The organism is Woeseia sp. D3-10 (assembly GCF_055809415.1).
Window position 1 is genome coordinate 3,919,838 of record NZ_JBVVTW010000007.1, and the last position, 12,178, is coordinate 3,932,015.

General features: G+C 55.7%; 13 protein-coding genes. 3 read left to right on the forward strand and 10 right to left on the reverse strand.

Annotation, left to right across the window (positions count from 1 at the left end; translation table 11 throughout):
• Nucleotides 1-107: 107 nt before the first annotated feature.
• From AC0L8N_RS17955 to AC0L8N_RS17980, 6 genes are all read right to left on the reverse strand, one after another.
• Nucleotides 108-1,343 (reverse strand): RNA polymerase sigma factor, encoded by a 1,236-nt coding sequence (locus tag AC0L8N_RS17955; RefSeq protein ID WP_473669665.1) that lies wholly within the window; start codon nt 1,341-1,343, stop codon nt 108-110.
• A gap of 22 nt (nt 1,344-1,365) precedes the next feature.
• Complete coding sequence (locus AC0L8N_RS17960; RefSeq protein WP_473669667.1) at nt 1,366-1,731, reverse strand: DUF1428 domain-containing protein; 366 nt, start codon at nt 1,729-1,731, stop codon at nt 1,366-1,368.
• A 21-nt stretch (nt 1,732-1,752) separates the two neighbouring features.
• Nucleotides 1,753-2,172 (reverse strand): YciI family protein, encoded by a 420-nt coding sequence (locus AC0L8N_RS17965; RefSeq protein ID WP_473669669.1) that lies wholly within the window; start codon nt 2,170-2,172, stop codon nt 1,753-1,755.
• 79 nt (nt 2,173-2,251) lie between these two features.
• Nucleotides 2,252-2,608, reverse strand: coding sequence for a YciI family protein (locus tag AC0L8N_RS17970; RefSeq protein ID WP_473669671.1), 357 nt, complete (start codon nt 2,606-2,608; stop codon nt 2,252-2,254).
• Nucleotides 2,609-2,864: 256 nt separating this feature from the next.
• Nucleotides 2,865-3,803, reverse strand: coding sequence for an NmrA/HSCARG family protein (locus tag AC0L8N_RS17975; protein WP_473669673.1), 939 nt, complete (start codon nt 3,801-3,803; stop codon nt 2,865-2,867).
• A gap of 55 nt (nt 3,804-3,858) precedes the next feature.
• Nucleotides 3,859-4,125, reverse strand: coding sequence for a Rho-binding antiterminator (locus tag AC0L8N_RS17980; protein ID WP_473669675.1), 267 nt, complete (start codon nt 4,123-4,125; stop codon nt 3,859-3,861).
• A gap of 377 nt (nt 4,126-4,502) precedes the next feature.
• Here AC0L8N_RS17980 and htpX point away from each other — a divergent pair, with 377 nt between their 5' ends.
• Complete coding sequence (gene htpX, locus AC0L8N_RS17985) at nt 4,503-5,393, forward strand: protease HtpX (protein WP_473669677.1); 891 nt, start codon at nt 4,503-4,505, stop codon at nt 5,391-5,393.
• A 15-nt stretch (nt 5,394-5,408) separates the two neighbouring features.
• Here htpX and AC0L8N_RS17990 read toward each other — a convergent pair whose 3' ends face one another.
• The 4 genes from AC0L8N_RS17990 to AC0L8N_RS18005 form a co-directional block, all read right to left on the reverse strand.
• Complete coding sequence (locus AC0L8N_RS17990) at nt 5,409-5,600, reverse strand: hypothetical protein (protein ID WP_473669679.1); 192 nt, start codon at nt 5,598-5,600, stop codon at nt 5,409-5,411.
• A 593-nt stretch (nt 5,601-6,193) separates the two neighbouring features.
• On the reverse strand, nt 6,194-7,162 hold the full coding sequence (locus AC0L8N_RS17995; protein ID WP_473669681.1) for a beta-ketoacyl-ACP synthase III: 969 nt from the start codon (nt 7,160-7,162) through the stop codon (nt 6,194-6,196).
• A 23-nt stretch (nt 7,163-7,185) separates the two neighbouring features.
• Nucleotides 7,186-9,129, reverse strand: coding sequence for a non-ribosomal peptide synthetase (locus tag AC0L8N_RS18000; protein WP_473669683.1), 1,944 nt, complete (start codon nt 9,127-9,129; stop codon nt 7,186-7,188).
• Nucleotides 9,130-9,134: 5 nt separating this feature from the next.
• Nucleotides 9,135-10,451 (reverse strand): cytochrome P450, encoded by a 1,317-nt coding sequence (locus AC0L8N_RS18005; protein ID WP_473669685.1) that lies wholly within the window; start codon nt 10,449-10,451, stop codon nt 9,135-9,137.
• Between the two features lie 227 nt (nt 10,452-10,678).
• Here AC0L8N_RS18005 and AC0L8N_RS18010 point away from each other — a divergent pair, with 227 nt between their 5' ends.
• Both AC0L8N_RS18010 and AC0L8N_RS18015 read left to right on the forward strand, forming a co-directional pair.
• Nucleotides 10,679-11,425, forward strand: coding sequence for a lysophospholipid acyltransferase family protein (locus AC0L8N_RS18010; RefSeq protein WP_473669687.1), 747 nt, complete (start codon nt 10,679-10,681; stop codon nt 11,423-11,425).
• A complete protein-coding gene (locus tag AC0L8N_RS18015; RefSeq protein ID WP_473669689.1) occupies nt 11,422-12,177 on the forward strand; it encodes a DUF3108 domain-containing protein in 756 nt (251 codons plus the stop codon). The genes AC0L8N_RS18010 and AC0L8N_RS18015 overlap by 4 nt, the downstream gene beginning before the upstream one ends.
• The last annotated feature ends 1 nt before the right edge of the window (nt 12,178 follow it).

Consider the following 12,178-nt stretch of genomic DNA (forward strand, 5'->3'; position numbering starts at 1 on the left):
AGATTTCGCTCAGCGTGGAAATTCACTGCAGCACGCCAAACCCAAACCTCCGTTCTCCAACTGTGAGAGGACTTCACTGCTGCACGCGATTTCACCCACCTCCTCTGTCATGTCTTAAGGCTTTGAAGACGCTGGTTGAGAAAGCGTTGTTCCGGTTGCGACTGGGTGAGCGACAGGGCCCTCTCAAATGACGCAATTGCGTCGGCGCAGCGATTAAGTTGCCGGCACAGTTCGCCACGAGCCGAATGTGCGAGGTGGTAGTCAGTTAGCTTGCCTGTCTCCAGCAAGGTATCGATCAGAGTCAGTCCGGCTTCCGGCCCATCGCGCATGGCCACCGCCGCGGCCCGGTTAAGCGCGACCACTGGTGACGGCATCGCTCGCAGCAGGACGTCATACAGACCGATGATTTGCGTCCAGTCTGTATCGGCCGCCGTCTTGGCCTCGGCATGCACGGCGGCAATGGCCGCTTGCAAGGTATAGGGGCCGATACGTCTTGATGAGATTGCTCGCTCGACGAGCGCGATCCCGGTTGCCATTTGATCCTGATTCCAGCTCGACCGGTCCTGTTCCATGAGCAGCACAATGTCGCCATTCACAGTGCTACGTGCTTCTCGCCGCGAGTCCTGCAACAGCATCAACGCCAACAATCCGGCCACCTCCGACTCAGGCAACAGCTCAAACAGGGTATGGCCAAGACGGATTGCCTCGGTAGAGAGATTCTGCCGTGTAACCGTTTCACCGGACGACGGCGAATAGCCCTCGTTAAAAACCAGATAGACCACTCTCAAGACATTGTCGAGTCGTTCCGGTAGTTGGTTCGCAACAGGTAACTCGTAAGGGATGCGTGCTGATCGGATTTTATTTTTGGCGCGAACGATTCGTTGCGCGATCGTCGCTGCGGAAGTCAGATAGGCTTTGGCAATTTCTTCGGTCGTGAGGTTGCATACTTCGCGCAAAGTCAATGCAACCTGTGCATCCGCGCCGATTGCCGGGTGACAGCAGGTAAAGATGAGCCTGAGATGATCATCGTTCACGACCTGATCATCTATTTCAGGTTCGTCCTGAGTTTCGAGGTGGATCGCGAGTTCACGGACGTTGCTATCAAAGCGCGCACGCTTTCGAATGCGGTCTATGGTTTTGAATCGGCCCGCAGATACCAGCCACGCACGGGGGTTATCAGGTACCCCAGTGCGCGGCCATTGCTCTACCGCGGCAGCGAAGGCGTCATGCAAGCCTTCTTCTGCCAGCTCGAAATCGCCCAACAAACGAATAAGCGTGGCCAGTACGCGCCGTGACTCGTCGCGATACAGCTTGGCTACCTGTTGCTGGATATTGTCGATCACCCTCATCGGAATTAGGCAGTGATCAGGTTCCGAGCGCCAGGATTGTACGGAATCCACCCCAAATCAGCCGTTTGCCATCGAACGGAAAGTCTTCAGGTTTCATGTGAGCGAGACGTGGGTCGGCCATCGCCTTCTTGTTGACTTCGTCACGGTGCTCTCGCGAACGATAGGTTATCCACGAGAAAATGACGGTTTCGTCTTCCTTCATCAGCACGCTTTGCGGAAACGACGTGACCTTGCCGGGCTGGACGTCATCCGCAACGCACTCGGTGTACTCAAGTGCACCGTGTTCCATCCAGACGCTGCCGCTCAACGCCGCCATTTCCAGGTAGCTATCGAGATTTGCTTTGGGTACCGGTATCAGGAACCCGTCTACGTACTTGTCCATGTCAACTTCACTCCCAAGTGACTACTTGTGTTTGGCTGAGTCATGCATTTCTTTGAAGCCGGCCGCGGCTTGCTGGACGTCTTCTGAGAAATCCTCAAACTCCTGAATCTGGCGAACTTCGATCACCGCATTGTTGCCACCCGGGCACCGACTTGCCCACGCAACAGCATCCTGCAGCGAATTGACCTTAATGATCCAGTAACCGCCAAGGACTTCATTCGTCTCGGCGAACGGTCCGTCGGTAACCGAGGCCTTGCCATCCTGAAAGCTGACGCGCGCGCCCATTGACGGCGGGTGCAAACCATCCAGCGATACGAGGACGCCTGCGTCCTGCAATTCGCTATTGAACTTCATCATGGCGGCTACGGCGTCTGCTTCCGGCAATGTGCCAGGTGCCGCTGTTTCGTAGCCTTTAGGAATCATCAGTAGCATGAATCTCATTGTCGTTTTCCTTATTGCGTTTGCATAGAGCGTTTGAAATGGCGGGCCGAAGCCGGTCATCTACCCGAAGTCGCTCTTCTTAAAGGCCTTCAGCGTTGCGCACCCGCCCTTCGAGATTACGGACCGGTCTGACCTCGATACTGCCAAAGCGTGCCGGCGGAATGCGGCCGGCGAGCTGTATGGCCTCGTTCAGATCCTGTGCCTCAATCAGATAGAAGCCAGTCAGTTGCTCCTTGGTTTCGGCGAACGGCCCGTCGGTGACGGACAGGCTTCCAGCGCGAACCCGGACCGTGGTCGCCGTTTGCACCGATTCCAGTGCTTCTGCCGCCCGGCAATGCCCGCTTTCCCTTACCGACTCAAAATACGCAAGACACTCCTCGTCCGGGCAACTGGCTAACGCCGCTTCGTCAGCGTACACAAGGCATAAATACTTCATACAGGTCTCCGTTTACGTGATCTTCCATGCCTTAGTCGTCGTTCAGACGAGAAAATCGACAACCAGAAGCATTCTTTCGAAAAAAGTTTTCTCCGAGTGAGAGTTTGCAAATCGTTGGTTCGGCCGCCGCCCCGCTTGACGCAATTCAAGGGCGCGCCGGTTCACTGGCGCTACGGCAACTGGCGCTTGCTGGATACCGGGCAGAGTTTGTACAAAGCAATGGTTGCGCCTGGTAGCTCAGACCGCTGCCCACCGTCTACGGCTGTTGCAGGGATTGCAGGTAGTCGCGAACACGAACGAGATCCGGATAACGACTGCGTAACGCCTCGATATTGACGGCATAGCCTACGGTCGAAAACCAGCGATACATATCGGCAGTATCACCAGACACGGTCGCGGAGAACTCACTCCAGTCGGTTTGCACGTGCCGCACCGGGCGCCCGAGAGACTGTGACATTACCTCGACGAGATCATCAATGGACATTTCGTCTCCCGCGATTTCTTCCGTTCTTCCCAGCCATTCATCAGGATTGTCGAACGCTTCCCCGACGAAAAAGCCGATGTCGCTCGCTGCAATCCACTGATGCATGTCTGTTCCGTTGCGAGGGTTCACGTAATTACCGGCGAGCAATTCGTCGCGGCTGTAGTTCTTCCAGTTATCCATGAACTCGACCGGGCGAAGGATTGTGTAGGCAAGATCCGATTCGGTCAGCATTTCCTCGATAGCGAACTTGCTGTCAAAGTGGGCGATGCCGGTCTCGTCGTCAGCTGAGGCTACTGAGGAGAATACAAAATGCGAAATGCCGCTGTCTTCGGCGGCATAAATCAGTGCGCGTCCATGCTCTATCTCGCGTGTTGCACCGTGTTCGGAAAAGTCGGTGACTGCGAATACCCCGTAAGCGCCTTGCATAGCTCTACGCAACGACTCGCCGTCGTCGTAGTTGCCCTGAACTACGTCGGCCCCTGCCGAACGCAAGGCCGCTGCGGCAGGCTGGTTGGGATCCCGGGTTAGTGCACTAACGTTGTAGCCGCGTGCGAGCAGCTCTCGTGCCACGGCGCCGCCCTGGGTTCCGGTGGCCCCTGTTACGACCACTATTGGTGTCGTTGCGGCAATGCCGGCAGGCTCTTCAGGTTGGCTGCACGCCGTTAACGTCATAAAGGCAACAAGGCCGACCAGGTATCCGTTGCGACACATAGTTTTGCTCCTTGGTTTTTATCCCAGAAGTATAACCGGCTGTTGCGGGCTATCGTTACGGTGCGAAGATAATCGCTTCGTCACCGTTCTGCGCATCCAGCGGCTCGAGCTTGCGTAAGCGATCGAGACGAATCTCGCGTTGGCCCGTCGCTACCTTGACCACCAACCACTCGGCCCGTTCGGGGGATGTGCGGGTCGTAAGCGGAACACCCGTCAGGGTCTCGTCGTCAGTGGTGAGACGCACCGCCTGGCCGCGCATGCAGGCCAGCTCGAGTTGATCGTGAATCCCGCAGTCTATTGGCGTGTAATTGTCATCACTCATGGTCTGCATCCTGGTCGGATTGCCGGCAACGCAGCGTCTCTGATTTTTGATCCAGCCTGAATACTAAGGCCGGGCCTTTGATATTTCTTCTCTTTTTCCGTAGTACGGCGTTGTGGAGCAGCGCCGATTGTGACGATTCCTGAAAATGCGTCGGCACCGATTTGTTCAGCTGTCAGTCGGTTGGCCCGCTCCCGGGCAAGGCCGTCGAAATACATTTGTTCTGCATTACCCGATAGTTACGCATTGCCATGTCCACAGCGACCGGAACCTGACGGGTGCAGGCACCGGCCGTTCAGCGGCTCTTGCATAAGCCAGGGCTTGACTTCAGCCCGATCGGACATACATTCACCTGAACCTATTTGAGTGAGTGACTGTAAATGTTCAAGCGAATTGCCCTGTTTTTGGCCACCAATCTCGCGGTTGTCTTGGTACTCAGTATTGTATTGCGCCTGCTCGGCGTCGACAAAATGCTCGCCGAATCCGGGTCGGACCTTAATTACCAGGCGCTGCTTATTCTCTCTCTGGTTATCGGTTTCGGCGGCTCGTTTATCTCGCTCGCAATGTCGAAGTGGCTGGCCAAACGCTCTACCGGCGCGCGTGTCATTGAAAGCCCGGCTAACAGTACGGAGTCGTGGTTGTTCAATACCGTGCAACGGCAGGCACAACAGGCAGGTATTGAGATGCCCGAGGTCGCGATTTATGACTCGCCTCAGCCGAATGCGTTCGCCACCGGTGCGCGCCGCAACAGCGCCCTGGTTGCAGTCAGTTCCGGGCTGCTCACGGCGATGAAGAAAGACGAAGTGGAAGCCGTGCTCGCTCACGAAATCTCGCACGTAGCCAATGGCGATATGATCACGCTGGCCCTGGTTCAGGGTGTCGTGAATACTTTCGTCATCTTTCTGTCCCGCATCGTTGGCCACGTTATTGACCGGGTCGTGTTGAAGAACGAGCGTGGTTACGGAATTGGCTATTTTGTCTCAGTGATGGCGGCGCAGGTCGTACTGGGCATTCTGGCGAGCACCATCGTTATGTGGGTCTCACGCCAACGTGAGTTCCGCGCTGACGCAGGGTCGGCGCGCCTTAATGGCACCGAGCCGATGATCAATGCATTGCGCAGGCTCGATCAGGGGCGTGGCAACGATTTGCCGGAGTCGCTGGCTGCGTTCGGCATTTCCGGGGGGCCACGTAGCGGTATTTTGAGCCGCTTGTTCATGAGCCATCCGCCGATAGCAGAACGGATCGCTGCTCTGCAGAACAGCCGGGGCTAGTTCCTGAGGCCGGGTCTAACTGTGGTTGTAGGGATTGTAGGCGCCGTGTCCGGGTTGTGCGCCCGGGTCATCCAGCGTCAGTGACATCTCTTCGTCGGCCGTAAGCAAGTCGCGGCAGCGCTCGCGGATATCGGCCAGTCGGGTCGGGATGGTGGCTTCGGACAATGGGATGTCTGACCGGCCGTTTTTCTCGTTAGTGTCTTGCATCAGTTTTTCCACCTGATTTTATTAACTGTCGCCATTATGCGACAGCATTGTCTTGGCAGTATAGGTTTCGATCCAAGCCAAAAATGTGAACTGGGTCACACTTTGCGTTTGGTGCCTATTAATTTCAATGATTTAGAAGCGGACTTTTACGCAGGTCATTTTTACAAGCGCTCAAATAGCTTGTCTCTGTATCACGACGTTTCGGCAGAGTTGCCTGCGGGCCATTCGGCAAAGTGGCCCAACTGCAGTACGCGCAACCGGTAACGCCCGCTCAGGCCTGCAGCATGTTCGCTCGAATGTCAGCGGTGCTGGAGAACGGCCGAGCAACTGCAACAACATTTGTCATGGAGCACATGGCGATGGCTCAAGAGTACGGCACAGGCGGTCACCGTGGCCCCCGTCGGGACCCCCAAAAGACTGGCTATCCGGCGGCTGACCGGCGCCAGCCGCATGACGAATGCTTTTTGACGACCGACTTTGGTGCGTGATTCAAAACGAGCGGTATCGGCTACCTGTTCTGCCGTGTTACTGCAGTTTAGCGAACGTCAGGCGCGGGTAAGGACGTTGCCGATGTCCTCAGAAAGTGCCGGACGTTAATACCGGACAAGCGCAGAGCCCCAGGTGAAGCCCGCGCCGAAGCCCTCAAACAACAACAGGTCACCCCGTTGTATCCGTCCGTCACGAACGGCTACGTCAAGTGCCAAGGGTATGGACGCGCTGGATGTGTTCGCGTGTTTATCGACAGTAACGACGACCCTTTCCATCGGCAGATCCAGCTTTTTCGCCGCTGCTTTGATAATGCGCATGTTGGCCTGATGTGGAACGAGCCAGCTCACGTCCTTCTTGTCGATGCCGTGACTCACGAGCGTTTCACGGGCAATCGTATCAAGCGTGCTCACGGCCTTCTTGAAAACCTCATTGCCTTTCATTTGTATAAAAGCCGATTCCGCACGTACCTGATCGTAACCAGACGATATGCCACTGGGTACATGCAATGAGTCTTCAAAACGACCATCCGCATGGCAGTGCGTGCAAATGACGCCCTCTTCCTCGCTGGCACGCAGCAATACAGCACCTGCCCCATCGCCGAACAATACACAGGTCGATCGGTCTTCCCAGTTGAGTATTCTCGAATAGGTATCGGCGCCAACCACCAAAACGCATTTCGCGCCGCCGGTTCTAACAAAGCGGTCTGCGACATCAAGGGCGTAAATAAAGCCTGCGCATGCAGCATGTATATCGAAGGCCGGGCAATCTCTGATGCCAAGGCGTTGCTGCAACATACACGCGGTGCTGGGAAATACTTTGTCCGGCGTGGTCGTTGCCAACACTATCAGATCAACTTCATCGGCGGCTGCTCCGGCACTCTCGAGTGCTGCCTTGGCTGCTTCAAATGCCATGTCTGAGGTTGTTTCACCGTCAGCGGCAATGTGCCTCTGCTTGATACCGGTTCGATCCTGAATCCATTGGTCGGATGTATCTACAAGAGCTTCGAACTCGTGGTTCATCATCACCCTCTTGGGCAAATAGGAACCGGTACCGGCGATGGCTGAATAAGGCATGGTTGTTGGTATTTCCTGAAGGCTCAGCGTTGCAAGAACTCTGCAAGCTCGCGGATAGTGGGGTAGTCAAAAAGATCGTTGATGTCGACTTTCCCCGGGTATTTCTCATCAACAGCGAGCATGATTTCGGTCAGGGTCAAGGAGCTGATCCCGACTTCAAACAGATTGTCGTCCGGCCCGACCACTTTGTCTCTGGAGAACTCGGCGCAGATCGCGAGTATCTCACGGACCAGCGGATCTTCGTCTACGTCGGGTTCGACAGGTGTAGATTGCTTTTGTGCCGCAATTTGCTCAGCAAACTCCCCGTCGAGGAACTCCTGCGCAAGCAGTCGCCGTTGAATCTTGCCGCTGGTGGTCTTGGGGATGCGCGAAACCGGCAGTACGTAATCGACCTCGATACCAATCTGGCGGCCAACGATGCTGCGTACCTGTTCCGCAATGGCCGCGAATGACTCCACATCCTTGCGATGCAGGACGAACACGATCAGCTGCTCAACCTGGCTGTTGGCGGGCAAAGCGCCGCAGGCGACAACTTTGCCGATGTCGAGATCATCGAGTGTCGCGACAACCTCTTCGATATCGTGCGGTAAGTAGTTTTGCCCATTGACGATGATTATTTCTTTGTGACGTCCGGTGATCAGCAACTGGCCATCGGCCATTGCACCGCAGTCACCCGTGCGCAGCCAGCCGTCGTTAGTGTGGATGTCAGCTGTATCATCGGCGTCGCCGAAGATTCCCGCTGTTATGTTGGGACCGCGAAGATGAATATGGCCGACGTAGCCGTCTGGTAATGCGAGGTCTGCATCGTCGGCTATGCGCAGTTCACAGCCCTCGACTATGCCACCGTGTTTTACGAGCTTGACAGCATTTTCTGAGTGCTCTTCCGCGCCTGTCAGTTCAACGTAGGGTTTGCCTATTCGGAGCGTATGTCGATCGACGGTTATCCACGAATAATGCTTGCCAAGTTCCGGTATCGCGACTGCGAGTGTTGCCTCAGCCAAACCGTACACCGGCAACATGGCTGTTCGTTTCAGGCCTTGCGGTTCGAGTGCGGTGAGAAATTCATCGCAGAGTGCAACGGAAATCGGCTCGGCGCCGTTCAGCAACAGGCGAACGTTTGACAGGTCAATGTCGCCGGCTCCCTTGCGGTCAAAAACTTTCAGGTAATGTTTGTAGCCGAAATTCGGCGAGCAGAGCACTGTTGAACCCAGTTCGCTGACCTTTTGCAACCACAGCAGTGGCCGCCTGACGAACACACTGGTATCCATGATGGCGTGATTCATGTTGGCCGTAATCATCGACACGTGATAACCGATCAAACCCATGTCGTGAGTAAGTGGCATCCAGCTCAACGATCGCTCGTTTTCATTCAGTGCCAGGCAATTGATGATATCGCGCGTATTGCTGCACAAATTCCGGTGTGTGAGACAGACACCCTTGGGATCGCTGGTCGAGCCGGATGAGTACTGTATGAACGCTAGATCATCCGCAGCGGGCGTATGCACAGCGCCCTCGCCTGCGAACAGGAGCGTGTCGCTCGACACGCTGCGGCCGGCCAGTAACCCGACGATGTCGTCGAGTCGCTGGTTGCCTGCAAAAGTTTGCAATCGTTCCAGCAATTTGTCGTTGCTGAAAATGGAAGGATTACTTAGCTGACGCAGAATCTTGAACAACTTCATACGGTGTTCATCGCTGATGCCTACCGCGACGGGCACGGGGATGAGGCCGCCGAGAATTGCGGCCCAGAACGCGATCAGAAATTGCTCGTTGCTGTCAGTGAATATGACCAACTCGTCGCCAGCGCTAAAGCCGCGGTCTTGCAATGACTTCAGACAGCCAAGAGCACTATCGACAAGCTCGTTGAACGATACGCTGTGTTCCGGATTGTCGCTGTCGATAAAATTCAGACGTTGAGTACTTGCGCGACGGGCAAGCAGCATCTCGCTAAGCGTGGAAAATTGAGTCATTCGATTCAGTGCCGGAGTTCGGGTTTCAGTTGGATGTCGCTCAAGGAGCGCAAATTGATTCCCAGGTCCAGCCCGGGATGTTGTTCATGCACCGGCAACAGCCGGAATTGTTGTGACAGCATACCGAGATGAATCTTCATTTCCAGAAAAGAGAAATACTCGCCGACACAACGGCGCGGACCAAGTGAGAACGGAAAGAAGGGCCGGTCACCTTTTTGATAGGGACCATCAGCTCCGAAACGTTCCGGATCAAAAGTCTCCGGGTCCGTCCAGAATTCGGCGGTGCGTTGCAAAATAAACGGGGAAAGATAGACGTCGGTATGGGCCGGTATGGCGTAGCCCTCGATCTCATCACCTTCCAATGAGCGCCGTGAAAACAGCCAGACCGGCGGATAGAGGCGCAAGGTTTCGTCCAGCACCTGTTGCGACCAGGTCATGCCAGTCAATGCCGGGTCATCGGCGGCGCCTTCAAAGGCAGCGCCATACGCTGCAGCTTCAGCTTGCAGTTTGTCGGCAGCCTCGGGGTGGTGAGACAGCAAGTACCACGCCCAGTTCAGCGTACCGGCGGACGTTTCGTAGCCGGCGACGATCAGGGTCATCAGCTCATCGAGCAGTTCGCGATCGCTGAACCCATTGCCCTGCTTGTCGACCGCGGCCAGGTACATGGAAAGAAAATCGTAGCTGTCGCTGATATCGCCGGACCGGCGGCTGGCGATGATGTCGAGCAACAATTCGCGAAGGTGCCGCAGTTTCATCACTACAGACAGATCCCGGGTTGCGTCCTGACTGAGGAACGCGAACGGATTCTCGCCGTCACTCAGAATACGCTGCTCGTAATCGTCGCCAAAAATCGCCCGCAAGATGAGCTCTAGCGCGAAGTCGCTCATTTCCTGGGTAACGTTCAGTACGCCGCCCGCGTCGGCCACCGAGCGCCAGGCAACGATCTTGTGTTTGGTGCAGTCGATCATCAGCTCGACCAGCCGATGAATATTCTGGCGACTGAACGCCGGCTGGATCATGGTTCGCGAACGTCGCCAAACATCCCCGTCGCTAACAATCAGGCCGTTGCCGAGCAGCATCTCAACGCGCTCAAACCCGCGACCTTTGCGGTATTTGGGGTGGTGTCTGACCAGCAGTCGGCGGATGCTGGCCGGGTCGTTGATGAACATGCCGCGGCGGTCATTCGGTGCTGCAAACTCAACGACATTGCCGTAACGTGCCTGTAAATCCCGCAGAATCTTCAACGAGGCCGGTTCGACGTTAATCGAAACGACGCCGTCCGGGCCGGGTGCCTGTTGGCTATTGCTGTTAGCTAAGTTCATGATCAATCGGAATTTTAGGCAGACAGTCCGGCAAATTGACGCGCATTATTACATTGACCGGGCTGATCCGCATACTGCAAACTCGCGCGCACCTCCGCTGTGATGCGAACGTCGGCTTGCCGTGGTTCATCCGCGATTCATCGTGCCTGCGCTAGGCTGACATTCGATCATTGTCGCGGACTGACTATCAGCCCTCCCTGTCGAGACCCGGAATCAGCACGTCGCCTATGAGCAATCAACCTCAACCTGACGATATCGAAGCGCGTCGCAGCGCAGCTTCCAGACGCCGCATGACGCCCTTGCGGCGGTTTTACTACTGGGCCGGAATGCCTGTGCTTAAGGGCGTTAGCTGGCTGCTGTGGTCCACCTACAGGAAGAAATACGTCATCGGTGCCGAAACGGTGGAACGTTTGATCAAAAGCGAGTCGATCTGTGCGCCGGTGTACTGGCACCAACACACGTTTATTTGCCTCAATATGATGCGTGAATGGCTACGTCGGGGATTCAAGGCGGGTTTCATTATTACGGCTTCCGTCGACGGCGAAGTGCCATCGCGCGTGGCACATTCCTGGGGTGCCACTGTCGTTCGGGGTTCGGCAAAACACACGAATGCGCTGGCCATGCGCGATATTCAGCAAGCCATGAAACGTGGCGTCTCCATAGTCAGCGCTGCCGACGGCCCATTGGGGCCGATATACAAGTTCAAAACGGGCGTGGTCTTGATGGCCCGCATAGGCAATGCGCCGCTCGTACCAATTTCCTGCGCGGCCGATCGTGCATGGTATCTGCGTCGCTGGGACAATTTCCTGTTGCCGAAGCCGTTCGCAAGAGTCGTGCTCGCGGTCGGTGAACCTTTGAGCGTGCCTCGCTCGACACCCATGGCTGAACTTGAGCAACATCGGCAGGCTATTGAGGATGCAACCAATGCATTGCTGCGATCGTCAGAAGCAGCATTAAAGGGGGGATCCCTATGAACCGATCAAACTGGTTTCGCTCGCGTGCTGTCGCAGGGTTATTCACTGCATTGTTGGCGAGTAGCGCCTTCGGCAATGACGACCTCGTTCCACACGTCGCCGAATACAAGGTCAAAATCAGTGTGCTGGGTGGCACGATGCGTACTCAGGTGTTTGACGTCGGCGAGGGTTACATGGCGCGATCCGTTATTACGCCCACCGGGTTTGCGAGCATGTTCATGGATGGCAGCATCGTTGAACAGTCTGAATTTGTCGATGATGGCAGCGCCTTGCGGCCGCGGCACTACGAGTCCATTGACACCCTGTCCAAAGACAAGTCAACGATGAAATTTGATTTTGACTGGCAGCAACAAACCGTAAGCGGTGTTATCGATGATCAGGACTTCGTATTCCCTATCGACGGCCTGTTGCATGATCGGGTGTCGATTCAATACCAGCTGATGCAGAACCTGCGCGATGGCAAGGACGCTGGTCAATACGCCCTGCTCGACGGTGATGAACTCAAGCGCTTGACGGTGACCAACATCGGTACCCGCCGCATCAAAGTTCCGTTCGGGCGGTTTGATGCCGTTGGCATTCAGCACCAGGCTGACGATTCATCGCGGGTCAGTACCTTGTGGTGTGTTCGCGAGCTCGGCTACTTACCTATCGTGATAGAGCAGCACAAAGACGGAAAATTGCGGGTACAGGCTGTGCTGACTGATTATCGTGAATTGTCCTCAGCGGCAGAACAGACCACAGCAGACAATTAAT

Bases quoted from the DNA above. Each gene is read 5' to 3' on its own strand.
- AC0L8N_RS18010 (WP_473669687.1), top strand. From the start codon at position 10,679: ATGAGCAATCAACCTCAACCTGACGATATCGAAGCGCGTCGCAGCGCA.
- AC0L8N_RS18015 (WP_473669689.1), top strand. From the start codon at position 11,422: ATGAACCGATCAAACTGGTTTCGCTCGCGTGCTGTCGCAGGGTTATTC.
- AC0L8N_RS17975 (WP_473669673.1), bottom strand. From the start codon at position 3,803: ATGTGTCGCAACGGATACCTGGTCGGCCTTGTTGCCTTTATGACGTTA.
- htpX (WP_473669677.1), top strand. From the start codon at position 4,503: ATGTTCAAGCGAATTGCCCTGTTTTTGGCCACCAATCTCGCGGTTGTC.
- AC0L8N_RS18005 (WP_473669685.1), bottom strand. From the start codon at position 10,451: ATGAACTTAGCTAACAGCAATAGCCAACAGGCACCCGGCCCGGACGGC.
- AC0L8N_RS17980 (WP_473669675.1), bottom strand. From the start codon at position 4,125: ATGAGTGATGACAATTACACGCCAATAGACTGCGGGATTCACGATCAA.
- AC0L8N_RS17965 (WP_473669669.1), bottom strand. From the start codon at position 2,172: ATGAGATTCATGCTACTGATGATTCCTAAAGGCTACGAAACAGCGGCA.
- AC0L8N_RS17960 (WP_473669667.1), bottom strand. From the start codon at position 1,731: ATGGACAAGTACGTAGACGGGTTCCTGATACCGGTACCCAAAGCAAAT.
- AC0L8N_RS17990 (WP_473669679.1), bottom strand. From the start codon at position 5,600: ATGCAAGACACTAACGAGAAAAACGGCCGGTCAGACATCCCATTGTCC.
- AC0L8N_RS17995 (WP_473669681.1), bottom strand. From the start codon at position 7,162: ATGCCTTATTCAGCCATCGCCGGTACCGGTTCCTATTTGCCCAAGAGG.
- AC0L8N_RS18000 (WP_473669683.1), bottom strand. From the start codon at position 9,129: ATGACTCAATTTTCCACGCTTAGCGAGATGCTGCTTGCCCGTCGCGCA.
- AC0L8N_RS17970 (WP_473669671.1), bottom strand. From the start codon at position 2,608: ATGAAGTATTTATGCCTTGTGTACGCTGACGAAGCGGCGTTAGCCAGT.